Annotated in this window: 18 protein-coding genes and 5 tRNA genes; 9 read left to right on the top strand and 14 right to left on the bottom strand. The window is 55.2% G+C overall.

The window, feature by feature from the left end; all coding sequences use genetic code 11:
* Positions 1-17 precede the first annotated feature (17 nt).
* From KF947_RS06325 to KF947_RS06315, 3 genes are all read right to left on the bottom strand, one after another.
* The gene (locus tag KF947_RS06325) at positions 18-527 is read right to left on the bottom strand and encodes a hypothetical protein (protein WP_133732146.1); all 510 of its coding nucleotides are present in this window, start codon (positions 525-527) and stop codon (positions 18-20) included.
* Between the two features lie 134 nt (positions 528-661).
* On the bottom strand, positions 662-2443 hold the full coding sequence (locus tag KF947_RS06320) for a sodium:solute symporter family protein (protein WP_223288080.1): 1782 nt from the start codon (positions 2441-2443) through the stop codon (positions 662-664).
* A 6-nt stretch (positions 2444-2449) separates the two neighbouring features.
* Positions 2450-2710 (bottom strand): DUF4212 domain-containing protein, encoded by a 261-nt coding sequence (locus tag KF947_RS06315; protein ID WP_133732148.1) that lies wholly within the window; start codon positions 2708-2710, stop codon positions 2450-2452.
* Positions 2711-3420: 710 nt separating this feature from the next.
* On the opposite strand from KF947_RS06315, the gene KF947_RS06310 reads away from it, so the two are divergent.
* The 3 genes from KF947_RS06310 to ttcA all read left to right on the top strand — a co-directional run bounded on the left by KF947_RS06310 (position 3421) and on the right by ttcA (position 7119).
* Positions 3421-5277: a DUF294 nucleotidyltransferase-like domain-containing protein gene (locus KF947_RS06310; protein ID WP_227406280.1), complete on the top strand. Its 1857-nt coding sequence runs from the start codon at positions 3421-3423 to the stop codon at positions 5275-5277.
* Between the two features lie 5 nt (positions 5278-5282).
* The gene (locus KF947_RS06305) at positions 5283-5936 is read left to right on the top strand and encodes a DNA polymerase III subunit epsilon (RefSeq protein ID WP_223288134.1); all 654 of its coding nucleotides are present in this window, start codon (positions 5283-5285) and stop codon (positions 5934-5936) included.
* Between the two features lie 262 nt (positions 5937-6198).
* Entirely contained in the window at positions 6199-7119 is a 921-nt protein-coding gene (gene ttcA, locus KF947_RS06300) for a tRNA 2-thiocytidine(32) synthetase TtcA (RefSeq protein WP_227405752.1), read from the top strand.
* Here ttcA and fnr read toward each other — a convergent pair.
* The 11 genes from fnr to ccoN form a co-directional block, all read right to left on the bottom strand.
* Positions 7112-7858, bottom strand: coding sequence for a fumarate/nitrate reduction transcriptional regulator Fnr (fnr, locus tag KF947_RS06295; RefSeq protein WP_133729747.1), 747 nt, complete (start codon positions 7856-7858; stop codon positions 7112-7114). The two genes, ttcA and fnr, sit on opposite strands and share 8 nt — an antisense overlap.
* 84 nt (positions 7859-7942) lie before the next feature.
* Entirely contained in the window at positions 7943-9376 is a 1434-nt protein-coding gene (gene hemN / locus KF947_RS06290; RefSeq protein WP_227405751.1) for an oxygen-independent coproporphyrinogen III oxidase, read from the bottom strand.
* Positions 9377-9454: 78 nt separating this feature from the next.
* On the bottom strand, positions 9455-10147 hold the full coding sequence (locus KF947_RS06285) for a sulfite exporter TauE/SafE family protein (RefSeq protein ID WP_223288077.1): 693 nt from the start codon (positions 10145-10147) through the stop codon (positions 9455-9457).
* A complete protein-coding gene (gene ccoS / locus KF947_RS06280) occupies positions 10144-10389 on the bottom strand; it encodes a cbb3-type cytochrome oxidase assembly protein CcoS (RefSeq protein WP_223288076.1) in 246 nt (81 codons plus the stop codon). Before ccoS ends, KF947_RS06285 begins: the two co-directional genes overlap by 4 nt.
* Positions 10386-12875: a heavy metal translocating P-type ATPase gene (locus tag KF947_RS06275; protein ID WP_227405750.1), complete on the bottom strand. Its 2490-nt coding sequence runs from the start codon at positions 12873-12875 to the stop codon at positions 10386-10388. The genes ccoS and KF947_RS06275 overlap by 4 nt, the downstream gene beginning before the upstream one ends.
* Positions 12872-13405, bottom strand: coding sequence for a FixH family protein (locus KF947_RS06270; RefSeq protein WP_088699413.1), 534 nt, complete (start codon positions 13403-13405; stop codon positions 12872-12874). Before KF947_RS06270 ends, KF947_RS06275 begins: the two co-directional genes overlap by 4 nt.
* Before the next feature lie 6 nt (positions 13406-13411).
* Positions 13412-14848 carry a cytochrome c oxidase accessory protein CcoG gene (ccoG, locus tag KF947_RS06265; protein ID WP_223288073.1) on the bottom strand — a complete coding sequence of 479 codons (1437 nt, stop codon included), beginning with the start codon at positions 14846-14848 and terminating at the stop codon, positions 13412-13414.
* A 220-nt stretch (positions 14849-15068) separates the two neighbouring features.
* Positions 15069-15998 (bottom strand): cytochrome-c oxidase, cbb3-type subunit III, encoded by a 930-nt coding sequence (ccoP, locus tag KF947_RS06260; protein WP_088699415.1) that lies wholly within the window; start codon positions 15996-15998, stop codon positions 15069-15071.
* Positions 15995-16219 carry a cbb3-type cytochrome oxidase subunit 3 gene (locus KF947_RS06255; protein ID WP_088699416.1) on the bottom strand — a complete coding sequence of 75 codons (225 nt, stop codon included), beginning with the start codon at positions 16217-16219 and terminating at the stop codon, positions 15995-15997. The genes ccoP and KF947_RS06255 overlap by 4 nt, the downstream gene beginning before the upstream one ends.
* 3 nt (positions 16220-16222) lie before the next feature.
* Positions 16223-16831 (bottom strand): cytochrome-c oxidase, cbb3-type subunit II, encoded by a 609-nt coding sequence (ccoO, locus tag KF947_RS06250; protein ID WP_088699417.1) that lies wholly within the window; start codon positions 16829-16831, stop codon positions 16223-16225.
* A 19-nt stretch (positions 16832-16850) separates the two neighbouring features.
* Entirely contained in the window at positions 16851-18275 is a 1425-nt protein-coding gene (gene ccoN / locus KF947_RS06245) for a cytochrome-c oxidase, cbb3-type subunit I (protein WP_133729755.1), read from the bottom strand.
* 164 nt (positions 18276-18439) lie between these two features.
* Between ccoN and KF947_RS06240 the strand changes: the two genes are divergently transcribed.
* The 6 genes from KF947_RS06240 (at position 18440) to KF947_RS06215 (ending at position 19974) form a co-directional block, all read left to right on the top strand.
* Entirely contained in the window at positions 18440-19216 is a 777-nt protein-coding gene (locus KF947_RS06240) for an alpha/beta fold hydrolase (RefSeq protein WP_223288072.1), read from the top strand.
* Positions 19217-19320: 104 nt separating this feature from the next.
* Positions 19321-19396: transfer RNA gene (locus tag KF947_RS06235), tRNA-Val, on the top strand.
* Positions 19397-19469: 73 nt separating this feature from the next.
* Positions 19470-19546, top strand: a tRNA-Asp gene (locus KF947_RS06230).
* Positions 19547-19586: 40 nt separating this feature from the next.
* A tRNA-Asp gene (locus KF947_RS06225) sits at positions 19587-19663 on the top strand.
* Positions 19664-19744: 81 nt separating this feature from the next.
* A tRNA-Val gene (locus KF947_RS06220) sits at positions 19745-19820 on the top strand.
* Positions 19821-19897: 77 nt separating this feature from the next.
* Positions 19898-19974 (top strand) — tRNA-Asp (locus tag KF947_RS06215).
* Positions 19975-19995 lie beyond the last annotated feature (21 nt).

Here is a 19995-nt window from a genome sequence, read left to right as displayed (position 1 = left end):
ACGAGCTGTTTATTTGTCTATGTGCATACGTTGCTGAGCAGCGGTGATGTTTCGCGCAGCGTACGTATCTCTTCAAGAATAGGGTCACGGCTGTCTTGATCCAGAGGTACCAACTCACGACTCTCACAGTTGAGTATATAGGGCTGGGTGATCAAAATGTCAGTGTGATGGCGCTCAAACTGATAAAGGATGAACTCCGCTAAACGGGCACCATCCTGCTGGGTAATACGGATGTTCTCGCTGTCCACCACGGTGAACTTGGTGGTCATGGGAATGGCAAAGGTCCAGGGGCGCCATACCGCCGTGGTGCTTTCGGTTGAAATAACCGTGGCGGTCTCGGGCAGTTGCGCCTGCTTGTGGTCAAACCAGCTGTACTCCACCTGAACTTGATAGCCCAGCATACCCAGCCCGCCAAACACCGGCACTATCCACTTGGGCAAACGTTTGCCGCTCAAATTACGCAGTATCAGGCCAATCCCCGCGGCCGCAAGGCCTGCGAAAACGGCGGCGATCAAATGCCAAATCATAAATCATCCTTTCAAAAAGCCGGCTATAAAAGCTATCTATAAAAGCCATCGGGCCTCCCTAAGGAAGCCCGATGGTGAGGTCGATTCCAAAGCGTTACCGCCGTAGGCGACAACGCGTCAGGAAGGAGTATGACTTAGTGATCTATCGCCATGCCAGCACCTTTCGGATAGCGAACGCTTTCCACCAGATCCTGAATTTCCTGCGGCGGTGCAGCTGTCACTCTGGAAACCGCGAAGGCAACGGCGAAGTTGATCATCGCACCTACGGCACCGAATGAGAGCGGCGAGATACCGAAGATCCAGTTATCCGGCGTGTTGGCCAGCATATTGGTCTCTGGTACGAAGAACCAGCCCAGATAGGTGAAGATGTAAAGCAGAGTACAAATCAAGCCCGCCAGCATACCGGCAACCGCACCTGAACTGTTCATCCGCTTAGAGAATATACCCATCATAAGCGCCGGGAACAGCGATGCACCGGCGATACCAAAGGCCAACGCCACCGTTTGCGCCGCAAACCCAGGCGGATTAAGCCCTAAGTAAGTGGCCAGCAATATCGCGCCGCCCATGGAGATTCGCGCCGCCAACATCTCGCCTTTTTCGGTGATCTTGGGATTGATCATGGTTTTGATCAAGTCGTGACTGATCGCCGACGAGATCGCCAGTAGCAAGCCTGCTGCGGTAGACAGTGCCGCCGCGATACCACCTGCTGCGATCAAACCAATAACCCAGCCAGGCAAGTTGGCAATTTCCGGGTTGGCGAGTACCAGAATGTCGTTATTAACGGTTAGTTCGTTGCCTTCCCAGCCACGATCCGAGTAGTCAGCAGAATCATTATATAGCTGAATACGGCCATCGTTGTTGAGATCGTTGAAGCTGATCAGGCCGGTTTCTTCCCATGTGCGAACCCAATCTGGACGCTCTTCGTACAGGATAGGGTTTAGCGCCGCCTCTTCATAGTTTTCAGTCTGACCAGCCATCTCTGGGTACACGGTTGTCGCCAAGTTAAGGCGCGCCATCGAACCTACCGCTGGAGCGGTGAGGTAAAGCAGTGCAATGAATACCAGTGCCCAGCCTGCAGACCAGCGCGCATCGGCGACTTTCGGGACGGTGAAGAAGCGAATGATAACGTGGGGTAGACCGGCAGTACCGACCATCAGCGACAGGGTGAACAACACCATATTGAGCTTGTTGTCCACGTCAGCAGTGTAGTCCCGGAAGCCAAGTGCATTGACCACATCATTTAACTTGGCCAGTAAAGGCATGCCGGATTCTGTGTGGGTACTGAACATACCGAACATCGGAATCGGGTTGCCAGTTAGTTGGAAGGCAATAAACACCGCAGGAATGGTGTAAGCGATGATTAGAACGATGTACTGGGCCACCTGGGTGTAGGTGATGCCTTTCATGCCGCCAAATACGGCGTAGAGGAAAACGATCAGCGCTGCTAACCAGATACCCCAAGTGTTGCTGACTTCAAGGAAGCGCGAGAAAGCCACGCCCGCACCGGTCATTTGACCGATAACGTAGGTAACCGAGGCCACAATCAAGCACACGATCGCAACGAGGCGAGCGGTGTTGCTGTAGAAACGGTCACCGATGAAGTCAGGCACGGTGAACTTACCAAACTTACGCAGGTAAGGTGCTAACAACATCGCGAGGATAACGTAGCCACCGGTCCAGCCCATGAGGAAGGTGGAGTTGGCGTAGCCACCCGAGGCCAGCAGACCCGCCATGGAAATAAACGATGCCGCTGACATCCAGTCAGCTGCGGTGGCCATGCCGTTGGTGATGGGGTGAACCCCGCCCCCGGCAACATAGAAGTCTTTCGTTGAGCCGGCGCGCGCCCAAATAGCAATGCCTATATACAAGGCAAAGGAGGCGCCGACGAACAGTAAGTTAATTGCAAACTGGCTCATACCGGCTTACTCCCCAAGGCCAAATTTTTGATCGAGCTTATTCATCTTCCAGGCGTAGAAGAAGATCAGCGCGATAAATGTCAAGATAGAGCCCTGTTGTGCAAACCAGAAGCCAAGATCAGTGCCGCCAACCGGAATGCCGGCGAGCAGTGGGCGAAAAAGGATAGCGCATCCGTAAGACACAAATGCCCAAACAGCCAGGCATCCGAAAATTAAGCGGACGTTTGCTTTCCAGTATTCAGCAGCATTGGTTTTGTCGTCTGCCATTGTGTTGCTCTCCACTTGTGATTTTTAAGGTTGGGAAAGTTCACGAGGAATAGCGTGTGACCCATCAGGGCAATCGCACGTCTAAAGCCACTCAAACATTAGGAGTGGTGAGTCAGCTTCTCTTGGCACGTCACCTTATTATTCGATATGAAATTTCGAGTTAGTTAGCGACGTGCGATTACCCTGCATGACTCATTGTTAATACTGGGCAATAAACGTCAAAAAATAAATCCCAGACTTTGGTATCAATAAACAGCTAAGTGGCTTTTTTCAACCTGCATGTCGTTGAAAATATGAGTTTTTAAAGGCTGTTTAAGCGAAGTTTGCAGGTGTTTGCAAGGCTATGGGACGATAGTCTAGTAAGCAAATAAAAGCAGTTATTGGCTACTTTAAATACATGCACAGCGTTTAATAGGGAGTGACGGTTAGTATGAGTCGATACTTTGGTCGCGTATCAAAAGTCGCTTCGACTTTAGCGTGATAGCTAAAGGTATAACAAGGTTCTACTTGCTACTTGGGAAGTGAATCCTTTATACCCGTACAGCCACCTTCATATAATAATCGACAACAGTTTTTTTGAAGCGCTGGTGTGGGCCAATTTATGTGGGCCAGTATCGAGTCACGACGTTTATTTATTTTTGCTTATGTCTGCTAGCTCGCCATAAGGCAAGATCCGGTTAGTCGCAGCCTGTTTAATGAGGTTATACCCCATGGTCGATGTGGATCTATCCCAGTTGCCGTTTACGCTTCTTGATGATGAGGGGCGTGACCACATTCGCCGCGGTATTGACCTTGCCTATTTTGACCGTGACGAAATCATTTTAGAGACCGGGCAAGCGGGTGAGTTTGTTTTTCTGATTCATAAAGGCGAAGTGGCGGAAATTGATCCGACGCTACCCTCATCTACATCACGCATTGGCCACTACACGGCGGGGGATCTGTTTGGGGCGATCAGCATACTCAATGGTAAAAGCCGCTACCGCTTTAAGGCTGAGCAGGAGTGTCTTTGTTACCTGCTACCCAAAGCGCTGTTTCAACAGTTGTGTCGCCAATACCCTGATTTCAGCAATTTTTTTCGCCAGTCGCTGACCCATAAAGCGCGCCTGTTGACCGAAAAGCGCGCCGAAGGTGGTGTCACCATGGCGGGGTTTATGTTGGCAAAGGTGAGCGAGTGTATGCGCGAGCCGCTGCTGATGGCGGCGGCGACCGATATTGCCAGCGCTGTAAAACAGCTCAAAGAAAGCCACGCCGACAGCCTGTTGGTAGAGACCCAGGACATCCTTGGCATGGTGACCAAAACCGATCTGCTCAACGCGTTAGTGTTGAAAGGTAGCGCGGTAACATCAGCGGTGGATGAGATCGCCCATTTTAATTTAGTGACCGTGGCGCCGGATCAGTACTTATTTGAAGTGTTGGTGCTAATGACCCGCCATAAAGTCTCGCGGGTGGTAGTGATGGAGCAGAACGCCTTGAAAGGCGTTGTAGAACTCACTGACGTGCTTAGCTACTTCTCAAGCCGAAGCTATGTGGTGAGCCTGCAGGTCGAGCAGGCGGCCAATTTGGAGGCGCTTTCGGCGGCCAGCCAGCGCACGCCGGAGCTCGTCAAAGCGCTGATGGCTCAGGGCGTTAAGCTTCGCTTTGCAATGGATCTGCTCGCTGCACTGAATGGCCGTATTATAAGTAAAGCCTGGGAGTTCACCATTGATGAGCGCTACCACGAGCAGAGCTGCATGATGGTGATGGGCAGCGAAGGGCGCGGTGAGCAGATTCTAAAAACGGATCAGGATAACGGCTTGATACTTGCCGATGACACCCAGTGGCCTGATCTTGCCAGCCACATGCAGACGCTCACCGATACCCTGATTCAGCTTGGTTACCCGCCGTGCCCCGGCAATATTATGGTGTCTAATTCCGAGTGGGTGGCTACGGTATCCCAGTGGAAAGGCAATATTGCCAAGTGGGCCAGGGAGCGTGATGGCGATAGTCTGATGAAGCTGGCCATTATGCTCGATGCCCATGCCGTAGCGGGCAACCCCAGCCTGCTTGAAAGCGTCCGTGATGAGTTATTTGAACGCTGTTCGGGCGATGAGCTGCTGCTTTCCTATTTTGCTCGTACGGCGCTACGTTTCTCGACGCCTCTGACGCTGTTCGGCTCCCTAAAAAAGCCTCAGCACGGTATCGATATTAAGAAAGGCGGTATTTTCCCTATCGTTCACGGCGTGCGCACCATGGCGCTTGAGCGGCGCATCAAAGCCACCTCGACGTTTGATCGTTTGGATGCACTGGCTGCTGATGGTCGGTTGGATCGCCGTTTTGCCGATGACCTGGGTGAAGCGTTGGCACTGTTTTCCGAGCTACGTCTTAAACAGCAGCTAACCGCGTTGGAGACGCCTGTCGGTGCTCAAGCCAGTGCCCAGGACGCTAGCTCCCAAAACAGCAGTCGCGCTAACCGTGTTGTAGTGCAAAACCTCTCTTCCCTGGAGCGCGATCTTTTGCGTGAAGCGATGCATATTGTCAAAGACTTTAAGCAGCGGATTTCCCATCGTTACCATTTGGAGTATTCGTGAGCGGAATGCGGCTGTTAGATCGACATGTGGCGCTATTTAGCGGCTCTCTGCGTACCCTGCTACGTCGCGAAAGCGACCGGCGACGCTGTGCAGAATCCCCCTACGCCTGGCTGTTTCAGCCCTATATGGGGGAGGAGCTGGTGGCGCTTGCCTGCACCGTCACTCCCACGGCCTGCGTACCGATCATTAGCTTGGCAGCAGTGGTACTGAGCCAGCAGCAGGTGCATACCAGTCGTGCCTTTGTAATCACCTTGGGCAGCACGAAGCAGCCCGAAAGTGCAACGCTGCGCCGTCATCACTTGCTATGCGAGGCGGGGGCGGTGCTGCCGCCAAGCAGTGATAACTTGGGCGCGTTAGTGGAATTTATCGGCAATCGTCCCATCGTTGGCTGGCAGTTGGAGAAGCGCATCGGGGCGTTAAATGCACTTCTCACTAAGCGGCTGAATTTTGCTCTGCCCAACGCCCAGGTCGATGTAGCAAAGCTTCATCAACGCCAGCTACGGCGTTTGCACCCGGAGGTCGAGGCGCCCAGCAGCTTCGCCCAGGCGTTGGCGTGTTGGCAAGTGCCCGCCATAGACGTGCAGAGTGTGCTTGGAGAGGCCACCGCCAGCGCACTGCTGTATATGCGCCTGCAGCGTATTATGGCGGAGGTGGCATAGTAGTCTCCTTCATCGTGGCGAGGGCAGCTTTCCGCGAGGGCGCTGTGAACCCCTCCCTGGGCGCTACTTTTGTCATCCATGACAAAAGACCCTCGCTCCAAGCTACCCTCGCACCGAGATATGGTACAGCGTTCAAAATAGTCATTTTCAATTGCGATATCTTGTGTGGCTACGTCTGATTAGTTGGGTCAGGCGGTGAGTGTTGTTAGAATAGTTATTACTTTTTTATCTCACGCCTTCTACCCTCGGCAGTGCTTATACCATGCAAACTCTTGATCACTTTGATCCTGCTCACCTTAATACGGTTGGAGCCACCCCAGCTGACGCTGAGCACGACCAGCCTGAGCTGGCTGATGCGAAGCAGAAGCGTGAATTTAACAAGCTGCAAAAGCGTCTGCGCCGAGAAGTGGGCAATGCGATCATTGATTACCAAATGATCAATGAAGGCGATCGCGTGATGGTCTGCCTCTCCGGTGGAAAGGACAGCTACACCATGCTGGAGATTTTGCGCAATTTGCAGCGCAATGCGCCGGTCAATTTCTCGCTGGTAGCGGTCAACCTGGATCAAAAACAGCCGGGCTTTCCCGAACACGTACTGCCCGCTTATCTGGATAAGCAGGGCGTGGAGTACCACATTGTCGAGCGCGATACTTACTCGGTGGTGAAAGAGAAAACCCCTGAAGGTAAAACCACCTGCGCGCTCTGTTCACGGCTGCGGCGCGGCTCGCTATATGGTTTCGCTGAAGAGATTGGCGCCAATAAGATTGCCCTAGGCCATCACCGCGAAGATATTCTCGAAACCCTGTTTCTCAATATGTTCTTTGGCGGCAACCTAAAAGCAATGCCGCCCAAGCTGCTATCCGATGATGGTAAGAATATCGTTATTCGGCCGTTGGCCTACTGCAAAGAGGCGGACATCGCCGAATTTTCGCGGCTGATGGCGTTTCCGATTATTCCCTGCAATCTATGTGGCTCCCAGCCCAATATGCAGCGCCAGGTCGTCAAAGAGATGCTCGCGGAGTGGGACAAAAAGTTTCCCGGCCGCCTGGAAAGCATGTTCAAGGCCGTCACCAATATTGCCCCTTCCCAGTTGGCTGACCGCAGCCTGTTCGATTTTGAAGGTCTAGAGGCCAAGCAGGCAGAGCTGCTGGCGGGGCGCATCCAGGCCTTTAACGTCAGCTAACCGTTTGCTCTTCCTCTTCGGCGAGGGTAATCAAACGCTGCATATCGAGAATGTTGACCTCTCGCCCGGAGACCGCCACCACATTCTGTTGCTGAAAGCGGCTTAGTATGCGGCTGACCGTTTCAACCGCGAGGCCCAGATAGTTGCCGATATCAGCCCTGGGCATTGAGAGGCGAAAGCTGTAAGGCGAATAGCCGCGGCGACGAAAACGGTCCGAAAGGGTAATCAAAAAGGTGGCCAGCCGCTGATCGGCGGTTTTGCGCGAGAGTAGGCGCATCATGCGTCGGTCATCGCGCAACTCTTTGCTCATGCTCCGATACAGCTGGCCCCGCAGTTCGGGCAACTCTTCTGAGAGTAAGTCCAGGCGGTCAAAAGGAATCTCACAGACGGTGGTGGTTTCCAGGGCGATAACGCTACCGGGGTAGTGCTCTTCGTCAATGCCATCCAGCCCCACCAGCTCACTGGGTAGGTAGAAATTGGTTAGCTGTTCGCTGCCGTTACCTTCAGCGCTGGTCTGCTTCAAACTGCCCGAACGTACAGCGTAAACGCTGGTAAAGGCGTCGCCCTGACGAAACAGCGGTTCGCCTTTTTTAAGCGGCGCGCGACGACGAATAATGGCGTCAAACTGCCCCACATCATCCAGCTCAAGGGCAAGTGGCAGGCACAGTGAGCTCAAACTGCAGGTTTGGCAGCGAGCTTCATGGAGTAGCGAGCGCCGACGGCTCATGGGTTCCAACATGCTTTGCTCCTTGAGAGAATCCCGCTTATCAATTAGAAAAGCCTTACCTATTGTAGTCGCTTTAGCATGCCTGCTTAAAGATGATTAAACAATCTTTGAGTAACGTTGGCCCGTTTGCTGCGCCAGGTGAGCATCGAACGCCATCGCTATATGGCGAATCAGCAGCCGCCCCATCGGCGTGGCGTTAAGCTGGTCGCCGCTGCGGGTCAGCAGGCCATCCTGCTCGGCGCTCTGCAGGCGCTCAAGCGCTGGCGCAAAGTAGCGGGGGGCATCGATGTTCCAGCGTTGGCTAACGGCGGCCAGATCAATGCCCATATCGCACATCAGCCGCTCAATCACGTCCCGCCGGATCAGGTCGTCATCACTCAACCGCACGCCACGCCCGGTAGCGAGTTGACCCTTATCCAGCGCCGCTTCGTAGCTTGCCAGATCGCTAGGATTCTGCGCATAGACGTCATCAATGCGTGAAATCGCCGAAACGCCAAGCCCGATTAAGTCGCACTGAGCGTGGCTGGAGTAGCCTTGAAAGTTACGCTGTAGCGAGCCTTCGCGCTGAGCAATAGCCAGGCTATCGTCAGGTCGGGCAAAGTGATCCATACCAATATGCACATAGCCTGCTGCGGTGAGCATTTCGATGGTGGTGCGCAGAATCGCCAGTTTCTCATCGCCACCCGGCAAGTCATCGACATTAATACGCCGCTGCGGGGCAAAGCGCTCGGGCATATGTGCGTAATTAAACACTGAAAGGCGCGCCGGGTTGAGCTCGATCACCTGGCGTAGCGTGTCGGCAAAGCTTTTTTCAGTCTGAAATGGCAAACCGTAAATTAGATCGAGATTGAGCGAGCGAAAGCCCAAACGATGCGCCTCATCCATCAGCGTTTCGGTAAGTACCCGAGGTTGAATGCGATTAATCGCTTTCTGCACCAGAGGGTTTAAATCCTGCACGCCCAGGCTAATGCGATTAAAGCCGAGGGATTCGAGATGGCGCAGCGTAAACACATCCGCTTCGCGAGGATCTATTTCAATCGCGTAATCGCGATCAGTCGACGACGAAAGGCCAAAGCGGGCATCCAGGCGATCAATCAGGTCGCCCATCTGGTTCAAGCTGAGAAACGTCGGCGTGCCGCCGCCCCAATGCAGCTGCTCCACCGGTCGTGATGTATCCAAGTGGCGTGCGGTCAGCACCATTTCACGGTCAAGCCGGGCTATATAGGGCTCGGCCAGGGCGGTGTTTTTGGTGGCGATTTTATTACACGCGCAGTAGAAGCAGATTTTGCGGCAGAAGGGCACGTGAACATACAGCGAAAGCGATCGCTTGCTGGCATTGCTACGCTCCAGCGCCTGGGTCAGGTTGCTAGGGGTAAATTGCTCGTGAAACGACAGTGCCGTGGGGTAGGAGGTGTAGCGTGGGCCGCTGGTGTCGTAGCGGCGCAGTAACGCTTCATCCCACACCGGCTGCATAGGGGCTGCGGCAGCTGCGGGTGCAAGAGGCAATGCAGCGGGGGCATGAACGGGCATGAAGGGGCGCTCCGACGTTAGGAAATGCCGCTAGCCTAACCCGCGACGAAGGCGTAAAGGTTGAGCCACGTCATGCTATTAGAGATTGTGTGCGGTGAGTGTCCACAGCTGCCACAGCGCAAAAGCGATAATTGTCAGCGCTGCCACACTGCGGGTCGCGGGGTGACGTATCAAATGACTGAGTTGGCGGGCAGCGAGGCCAGTGGCAAGTAGTGCAGGCAGGGTGCCAAGCCCAAAGGCGCCCATGAGTAGCGCGCCCTGAAGCGGGTCGGCAATCGCCAGGCTCCAGGCCAGCATGGAGTAGACCAAACCACAGGGGAGCCAGCCCCAGAGTGCCCCCAGGGCAAAGGCTTGGGGAAGGTGCACCACGGGCATTAAGCGACGCCCCACGGGCTCAATAAAGCGCCATAGGCGGCGGCCTACGGCCTCAATTTTGAGCAGCCCTTTCCACCAGTTGGCGATATACAGTGCCATTAAGATCAGCATCAGCGCGGCAAATATCTGCAGCAGCAGGCGTGCCGTAGCAGAAAGGGAAAACAGCGTGCCTAGCAGCGCCACCAGCGCGCCTGCGCTCATATAGCTAATAATACGGCCTGCGTTATAGCTGAGCAGCAGGCCCCCCATGCGTGCCGGGTGGCGCATGCTAGGGGGTACTGCAAAGGTGAGCGCACTCATAATGCCGCCACACATGCCGATACAGTGGGCGCCACCCATCAAGCCGAACACAAACGCCGCCATGAGCGGCGGCAGATCGAGCCCCGTCGGATTCATGAACGGGGCTCTGGGTCGTCGGGTGAGTTTGCATCGGCTGGCGCAGCGTTTTTTTGCTTGGTTTGCTGACGCTGGCGGCGCTGCTCGGGGCTGAGGTCGTTTTCATCCTCATCAAATAGAATCCGGTGCGCCGGACCTTCTAAGTCGTCGAACTGATCATTTTTCACCGCCCAGAAAAACGCCCAGACGGCCAGGCCGAGCAAAATCAGCGAGAGTGGAATTAGCAGGTATAGAATCGTCATGCGGTTACCGGTGTTGAAGTGTCGAGCGCTGGCGCGGGCTGGGTGCGCCAGCGAGACAGTCGCAGCGCATTACCCACTACCACTAACGAACTAAGCGACATACCAATCGCGGCTAGCCAGGGCGGCACCAGCCCCATCGCTGCAAGCGGTAGTGCCGAAAAGTTGTAGCATACTGACCAAATCATGTTCTGGCGCATGATACGCCGCGTCGCGCGGGAAATCTCAATGGCCTCAAAAATCCGCATCAGGCGCGGGCTGAGTAGTACCGCGTCCGCGCGGGTGCGGGCTAGGTCAGTTGCGCCATTCATGGCAATCGCCACATCGGCTCCGGCTAACACCGGCACGTCGTTAATGCCGTCACCAATCATCACCACGGTTTCGCCTGCGGCTTGGAGCTCTTTCATCCGGGCTAGCTTGCCTTCCGGGCTGGTGCCCGCATGCCAGGTGGCAATATCAAGTTGGTTGGCCAAGCTTTCCACGGCATCCTGGGTATCGCCAGAGAGCAGCTCAACGCTTAACCCCAGGGCCTGGAGGGCTTTGATCGTTGCCGCAGCGTCATCGCGGACGCCGTCGTGCAAGCCGAACCAGGCGCGGGGCGCACCGTTTTCGCTAAGCAGCAACCACTGGCCTTTGGCAGGCGCCGCTATGACGTCATCCACGGCGCCATTTATTGCGCTATCCAATGCAAATTCGGGCTTACCCAACCGCCAACGAGCACCGTTTAGGCTCCCTTCGAGCCCTTGCCCGGTGTGGCTGTGAATATCTTTGGCTTGCAGGGTAGCCTCCCGGAACGGCCGAAAGGCGCGGGCGATCGGGTGTTCCGAGTGGGCTTCAAGGGCGGCGGCAATGGCCCGTGCACGCTCGGCGGTTAATTCACCAAAGGGCTGGGTTTGGGTAAGGTGCATTTCGCCGCGGGTTAGGGTGCCGGTTTTATCAAAGATCACCCGGGTCACGTTAGAGAGCGTCTCCATAGCATCGGCGCGGGTGATCAATACGCCGCGCTTACGCAGTTGGCCGTGACCGGCGGTCAGTGCTGCTGGGGTGGCCAGCGCCAGCGCGCAGGGGCAGGTTACCACCAGCACCGAAAGTAGCACCCAGAGCATCCGTGAGGGGTCGATAAACCACCAGGCGATAGTCACGCAGGCTGTGACCACTAGCAGGCGCAGCACGAATAGGTGCGCCATACGCGCAGCCATCTGGGCAAGCCTAGGGCGGCTGGCAAAGGCACGGTCGGTAAGATCGACGATACCCGCGACACGGGCATCGCGCCCGGCGTGGGTCACCCTGATGACCAGTGGGTTTTCCATGTTTTGGCTACCGCCAGTAATCGGGTCGCCCATCCGGCGAGTAACCGGTAGGTATTCACCGGTCAGCATCGATTCATCCAGGCTCGATTCGCCCTCTTCAATGATGCCATCAGCAGGTACGCCATGGCCGGGCTTGATCAATACACGGTCACCTGGGGCAAGTTCGCTGGCAGGCAGAATGCGCTCGCTGCCGTCGCTTTCCAGGCGCGTGGCCGAAATCGGCAGCACGCCGCTCAAGGCATTGCCGCTATGCCCACTGCGGCGTCTGGCACGGCCTTCCACGTAGCGGCCAAACAGCAAAAAAAAGGTGAACATGGCCACCGAGTCAAAATAGACCTCGCCGACGTCGAATAGCACGGCATAGCTGCTAGCAAGATAAGCGCCACCAATGGCTAACGAGACCGGTACGTCCATGCCCAGTACGCCGGTGCGCAGGTCGCGCAGGGCGTTGCGGAAAAACGGCTGGGCGGAAAAAAACACCACCGGTGTGGCCAGGGCAAAGGAGAGCCAGTGAAACAGCGCGTAGAAGTCGTCGCTGATTTCACCGGGGCCGGAGACATAGATCGGGATAGAGAACATCATCACCTGCATCATGCCGACAGCGGCGATGATCAGCCGACGCACGTTCATACGCTCTTCATGCTGCATGCGCGTCTGAGCCTGATCTGGCTCGTAGGGCTGGGCGTCGTAGCCAATGGCGGCCAGTTCTGCCAGTAGTTGCGAGAGTTTCAATTGCTGGGGATCCCAGCTCACTCGCAGGCGGTGGTGGGTTAAATTCACCGCGCTGGAGGCAATCCCTGTTAAAGCATTTAAACGGTGTTCGATCAGCCAGGCACAGGCGGCACAGGTAATGCCTTCGATGGCGAGGGTCGCTTTGACATTGCCCTCATCGCCGTCGGGGTGAACAAACTGCGCCTGCAGGCCGGGGTCGTCAAACACCGACCAGGTATCGGCCTTGGCAGCCTGGCGCTCATCCGGACGTTCGGGCAGTTCGGTGCGGTAGCGGTAGTAACTTTCTAAACCACCGTCGACGATGGCATGAGCCACTGCCTCGCAGCCAGGGCAGCAGAGCGGATGGGCATGATCATCAAGGGTAATCGACCAGGGAGCCCCAGCGGGCACCGGGTTACCACAGTGATAGCAGGGCGCAGGAGTCGTTACATCCGTTACATCGCTCATTCGCTTTCTGTACGCCCTCCTGGCAGTAGCGCGACGCTGTTTTCATCGGGGAACGTAGCCTCACCGGTAAGGCGCCAATCGGCATTTTCCAGCGCGGGTTGAATCTGTAGATACCAGCGGTAACGCAGGTTGTCAGGGCCTTGGGTGATATAGCGCCCATCGCGGACATGCTCAAGTACAAAGGATTGATCACGGTCATCTTCGGTCGGGAAGATAAGATCTAAATAAAGTCTGTCCGGTCGCGCATCGCCGCTTAAATCAATCACAATGTCGCTGGTAAGCGGATCAAGGCGTAAATCTGCGCTTAGGTTTAACTCTCGGGCACGGTCTTGCTTGGCAAGTACCATATTGATGGCTTTACCATGCTTGTAATAATCCTCCTGAACAACCATGCCATCGAAGCTCTTAACCGACATAACGGCAAAAGTAATGCTAAACATAATGGACGAGAGCAGAATGCCGATTAAAAACCACGGCCAAAACTGTTTATACCAAGGCGTCACCTTATCGCCAGAAGGTAGGGATGACATAGTTGCTTATCTCCTAATGTTGCCCAGGAAGCTGGTTTCGCGCTCAAGGCGAATATCCGCATCCTGTTGAGCCTGCAGCGTAAATACAATGGGATGGCTGGGTTGCTGTAAATCGTCGGGATCAGCGGTCACAGTGACGGCTTCGAAGCGCGATTCCCCTGCAGGTACTCGAATCGTACTGCTGTCTAGAGTAAGGCTGGGCAATCCAGCAACGCTCAGCTGGTAGGTGTGGTCTTGATCATCCAGGTTTCGAATGGTCAGGCTAAATACATTGCTAATCTGGCCGTCACGAGTCATTTGGTAAAGCTGGGTACGCTCGCGCTCAGCGTCAAAATTGAGCGGCATGCGGTCGTTAATGGCCCAGGCAAAGGCACCCATCATCAGCACCAGAGCGGCGAAGTAGCCGAGCAGGCGCGGGCGCATGATGTGGCTCTTTTTACCCTCAAGGGCGTTTTCGGTGGTGTAGCGCACCAAGCCTCTTGGGTAGCCCATTTTATCCATCACGCTATCGCAGGCATCAATACAGGCGGCGCAGGTAATGCACTCGTACTGCAGCCCATCGCGGATATCAATGCCGGTAGGGCAGACCTGCACGCAAAGATCGCAATCGATACAGTCGCCATAGCCTGCCTCGCGGGCTTCTAAGTGGCTTAAGCTTTTTTTGCGATGGCCACGGGGTTCGCCACGTGATTCATCGTAGGAGACGATCAATGTATCGCGGTCAAACATGACCGACTGGAAACGCGCATAGGGGCACATGTAGATGCACACCTGTTCGCGCAGCCAACCAGCGTTGAGGTAAGTAAATACCAGGAAAAAACCAACCCAGAAGTAAGACCAGCCGTGAGCTTCAAGGGTGGGAAGCTCTGTCACTAAATCGCGAATCGGCGTGAAGTAACCCACAAAGGTAATGCCGGTGGCGAGGGCAATGAGCAGCCAAGCCGTGTGTTTAGCCCCCTTGCGCCAGGCTTTGTCGGCGGTCATCGGTTGGTTATCGAGTTTGATGCGCCGATTGCGCGAGCCCTCAATACGGTGTTCAAGCCAAATGAATAGAAACGTCCAAACGCTTTGTGGGCAGGTGTAACCACACCAGACCCGGCCCGCAAAAACGGTAATAAAAAATAGCCCAAAGGCGCAGATAATCAGCAGCCATGAGAGCAGAATAAACTCCTGCGGGTAAAACGTGGCGCTAAAAATATGGAACTCACGGTTAGGCAGGTCGAAGAGAATTAATGGCCGCCCGCCGATGTTAATCCACGGTAAGAGAAAAAATGCCAGCATTAATGCCCAGTTGGCGCTGCGCCGTAACTTTTGAAAAACGCCTTTTATTTCGCGCACGTAAATGTGTCGCCGCTTGGCGTACATTTCCTGGGTAACCGTTTCAGAGGGGGCGTGATGCCCCACCGGATTCGGCGTGACGTCTTGGGTTGGTATCTTTTCCATGGCGATATTCCCGGCTCAGAAGGCAGGAGAGGTGGCACCTTTCTTCAACTAAACGAAATGCTCAATTAAACGAAGTGCTTTTTTAAGTGTGATGCTTAGTCGCGGTCTAGGCGTTTCGCTAATATTGTATCGGGTTGGGTATAAAGAAAGGGTGCGGTTTGGGGCCGCACCCTTGCTTGGCTAGCGTTGCAGACAGTAATGACTATCTGTCTGCAGTCAATCAGTCCGCTAAGCGCAGGCTGTACACGTAGGCGGCGACCAAGTGAACACGCTCTTCACCAATATAAGCCGCTTGCGCAGGCATATGGCCATTACGGCCGTTACGCAGCGTTTGACGAATAGAGTCACCGACATCCTGGCCGGGTGCCAGATAAAGCCAAGTGTTATCGGTCAGGTTGGGTGCGCCAAGAGCCGTATTACCCGTTCCGCTGGGGCCGTGGCAGGCTGCACACACCGCGCCGAAGGTGCTTTCGCCGCTCGCCGCGCGTTCAGCATCGTGCTCTTCATCAGAAAGCGACAGAACATACTGCGTAAGGTTCTCAATATTCTCCTGCCCCAACTGCTGCCAAGAAGGCATGTTGCCGTTGCGGCCTTGGTTGAGGGTGGTCAGGATATTTTCTGGTTCACCGCCGTACAGCCAGTCGTCGTCGGTCAGGTTGGGGAAGCCGTAACCGCCCTGAGCGTTGGAACCGTGACACACCGCGCAGTTGTTCTGGTAGATACGTTCAGCAACCTGCATCGCCTCGGGATCTTCGGCAAGCTCAGGAATGGGCACTTCCTGATACTGGGCAAAAATCGGTGTGAAACGCTCTTCGGCCTGAGCGACTTCCTCTTCCCACTGGCCCTCTTGCGACCAGCCCAGTATCCCCGCGTAGTTGCCCAAGCCGGGATAAAACACCAGGTAGCCCAGTGCAAAGACCACGGTTAGGACGAATAGCTGAAACCACCACTTTGGCAGTGGGTTGTCATACTCTTCGATGCCATCGGCGGCATGGCCCGTGGTTTCAACGTTACCGTCCGCGTCAGGCGTTTTATCGGTGCGGCGATTGGCCAGCAGTATCCATACGCTCAGCGCGATCGTGCCCAGCGTAATGATAATGATCCAGGCGCTCCAGAAGCCGGATAGGGAGTCACCCCATAGATTGTTCATATATTCTTATCTCCCCTGTCGTCGCGGGAATGCGCTTCGCTGTCGCGTTCACGCGAAGCGTGCTTGTCACTGGTCGGTAGCTCATCGTCGTCGGCAAAGGGCAAATTAGCCGCTTCGTCGAAATCTGGCTTGCGTCGCTTGGAGTACGCCCAGAGGGCGATGCCAATAAACGCGAAAATCAAGATTAGCGTGATGAGACCGCGAAAAGTTCCCGTATCCATAACTTAGCGAGTGCCCTCGAGCACGGTTCCGAGCTGCTGTAGGTACGCGACCAGGGCAGTGATTTCCTGAGTACCGCGAACATCGTCAGTGGCGTTGGCAATATCTTCGTCGGTGTACGGCACGCCTAGCTGGCGCAGGGTGCGCATTTTAGCGGGAGTAGCGTCACCATCGAGGGTATTTTCAAACAGCCAGGGGTAAGCCGGCATAACCGATTCAGGAACTACATCTCGGGGATTGTAGAGGTGAGCACGGTGCCAGTCGTCGCTATAGCGGCCGCCAACACGCGCCAGGTCTGGCCCGGTACGCTTGGAACCCCATAGGAAGTTGTGCTCGTAAACCTGCTCACCTGCCACGTTGTAGTGGCCGTAGCGCTCGGTCTCCGCGCGGAACGGACGCACCATTTGCGAGTGACAGCCCACGCAGCCCTCGCGGCGGTAGATGTCACGGCCTTCCAGCTCCAGAGCAGACAGCGGCTCCAGGCCTTCAACCGGCTCGGTGGTCTGCTTCTGGAAAAACAGCGGCACCACCTCAGCCAAGCCGCCGAAACTGATCACGACAAGGATCAACACGGCAAGCAGGCCAACGTTTTTTTCGACAATCTCGTGTTTCATTGGTCTCAACTTCCCCGGTTTAGGCAGCTTGTGGCGCTGAATGGCTGATAGCCTCACGACGTTTAACGGTCATGTACACATTGAACGCCATGATCAGCATACCGGTGACCCAGAAGAGGCCGCCGATTAAGCGAACAAAGTAGCCCGGCCCGCTGGCTTCAACGGATTCAACGAAGGTGTACATCAAGGTGCCGTCAGGGTTGATCGCACGCCACATCAGGCCCTGTAGAATACCGTTTACCCACATGGAGGCGATATACAGCACGGTACCGATCGTGGCCAGCCAGAAGTGCACGGCGATCAGGTTGACCGAGTACATTTCAGTGCGACCAAAGACGCGCGGGATCAGGTGATACATGGAGCCGATGGTGATCATCGCGACCCAGCCAAGCGCACCGGAGTGAACGTGACCGATTGTCCAGTCAGTGTAGTGCGACAGCGCGTTGACGGTCTTAATCGCCATCATCGGGCCTTCAAAGGTGGACATGCCGTAGAACGACAGCGCAACCACCAAGAAGCGTAGCGTTGGATCCGTGCGCAGCTTATGCCAAGCCCCTGACAGGGTCATCATGCCGTTGATCATGCCACCCCAGGAGGGGGCCAACAGGATGATGGACATGATCATACCTAGCGACTGTGCCCAGTTAGGCAGCGCTGTGTAGTGCAGGTGGTGAGGGCCTGCCCACATGTAGATCATGATCAATGCCCAGAAATGGACAATTGAGAGGCGGTAAGAGTAGATCGGCCGCTCAGCTTGTTTCGGCACGAAGTAGTACATCATGCCCAGGAAGCCTGCAGTCAGGAAGAAGCCTACCGCGTTGTGCCCGTACCACCACTGCACCATGGCATCTACCGCGCCAGCATAGATCGAGGTGGAGTACATGGGAGTGACAGGGATAGCCGCGTTGTTGACGATGTGCAGCACCGCAACCGTCAAAATAAACGCTGCAAAGAACCAGTTCGCCACATAAATATGCGACGTAGTACGTTTCTTGATCGTCATCAGGAACACGATGGCATAGCTGATCCATACGACCGCGATCAAAATGTTGATCGGCCACTCCAGCTCAGCGTACTCCTTGGTCGTGGTGTAGCCCATAGGCAGCGACACGACTGCTGAGATAATGACCGCTTGCCAGCCCCAGAACGTAAAGGCCGCCAACTTGTCAGAGAAAAGCCGCGTCTGACAGGTGCGCTGTACTACGTAGTACGACGTGGCAAAGAGCGCCGAACCGCCAAAGGCGAAAATTACGGCGTTAGTGTGTAACGGACGCAGGCGCCCAAAGCTAGTCCAAGGTATGCCAAGATTCAGTTGCGGCCAAACCAGTTGCGAGGCGAGGATGACACCCACTGTCATTCCCACAATGCCCCACACAACGGTCATAATCGCGAACTGCCGAACTACCTTGTAGTTGTAGGTCGGGTGTTCAAATGCTGTGCTCATGTCATGTTCCCATCGAACGCGGTTAGGGGGTAACCCGTGGCATTTTGCACGGGTGCGGCCACCCGCTTGATGATGCAGGTCAAGATCCGACCAAGATTCTAGCGCAGCAGAGGCTTAACCTGAACACACCAATTGGTTAAAGACTGAATTATCAGGAGTGATGGGTGTCCTACTACGCTTTGTCTGGATATATCGAAGTGCCTCCCAAGGCATTAAAAGAGGCGCTTCAACGCCAACCCAATGGCGCTTTTCTGGTGCAGGGCATGGGGCCGTTGGCCATTCATGGGCAGGCCAGGCTGGGTCGATTGCTGTTTGCCCATGGCGCAGGGGCTGGTCAGCAGTCTCCCTTCATGCGTCAATTTGTCACCTCGCTGGCGGCTCAGGGTGTTCAGGTTTTATGTGTTGATTTCCCCTATATGCAGCAGATGCAGGAAACCGGCAAACGTCGACCGCCGCCACCTATCGCCCAGACCCTTGACCAGTTTGCCCAATGGTATGCGCTACTTGCTGACCTATTTGACGAACCGCTATGGATTGGAGGCAAATCGATGGGCGGCCGTGTGGCGACCCTATTTGCCAGTAAACAGCCAACCAGTAACCCGCTAGCCAGTGAACTGTCCTCTGATAGCGCGGTGCCGGGAGTGGTGGTCGCAGGTTACCCGTTTCATCCTATTAAAGCGTCTGACAAGCTACGCCTGGATCACTGGCCTGCAATTGCCTGCCCCATGCTGATTTTACAGGGCGAGCGTGACCCCTTCGGTACTCAAGACGAGGTAGCCGGCTATACATTGCCGTCGAACGTGCAGCTTGCTTGGCTGAGGGATGGCGACCATGACTTCAAGCCGCGGCGATTTTCTGGCCTGACCCAAACGGTTTTGATTGACGAAGCTACCCAAGTTGCGGCATCCTTCGTCCGCGCTCATGGCACAGGCCTTACGTAAGAGAGTAACGCGCTGTTTTAAATCCTAGTTTAGACGACAGTTTTTAAACGCAGCATGTTGACATTCGGTAAGCCTTCTGTAGAATGCAGCGCCACGTGACCAGCGGGTGGTTAGCTCAGTTGGGAGAGCACCAGCCTTACAAGCTGGGGGTCACTGGTTCGAACCCAGTACCACCCACCATCTTAAGTTGTTGAAAGATGGTCTGGAAGTGTGAAAGTAGTACCTAGTACGACTTGTATTTGATGTGCATAGCGGACCGGTAGTTCAGTCGGTTAGAATGCCGGCCTGTCACGCCGGAGGTCGCGAGTTCGAGTCTCGTCCGGTCCGCCATCATCAAATCAACGTCTGCTAAAAGTTGTTATCGCAATTCGGACCGGTAGTTCAGTCGGTTAGAATGCCGGCCTGTCACGCCGGAGGTCGCGAGTTCGAGTCTCGTCCGGTCCGCCACGATAACTGCTAAGCCAAGCTGGTGAGAACTAAGCTGGTGAGAAAAAGTTGGTAAGCACAGCAAATACTTACCAATAGATTGGGTGGTTAGCTCAGTTGGGAGAGCACCAGCCTTACAAGCTGGGGGTCACTGGTTCGAACCCAGTACCACCCACCATCGCCTACCTTTTAGAAGCGCCTCTGAACCGCTTATAACTGTTAGCTTTGATGGTTGTTTTGAAAGTGCTTTAACGTGGACCGGTAGTTCAGTCGGTTAGAATGCCGGCCTGTCACGCCGGAGGTCGCGAGTTCGAGTCTCGTCCGGTCCGCCATTAAGCATTTTGTTGTTAGCC

It is taken from the genome of Halomonas sp. FeN2 (assembly GCF_020595105.1).
Taxonomy (GTDB): domain Bacteria; phylum Pseudomonadota; class Gammaproteobacteria; order Pseudomonadales; family Halomonadaceae; genus Vreelandella; species Vreelandella neptunia.
Note: the sequence above shows the minus strand (reverse complement) of the source record. Positions and strands in the feature narration are given on the sequence as shown.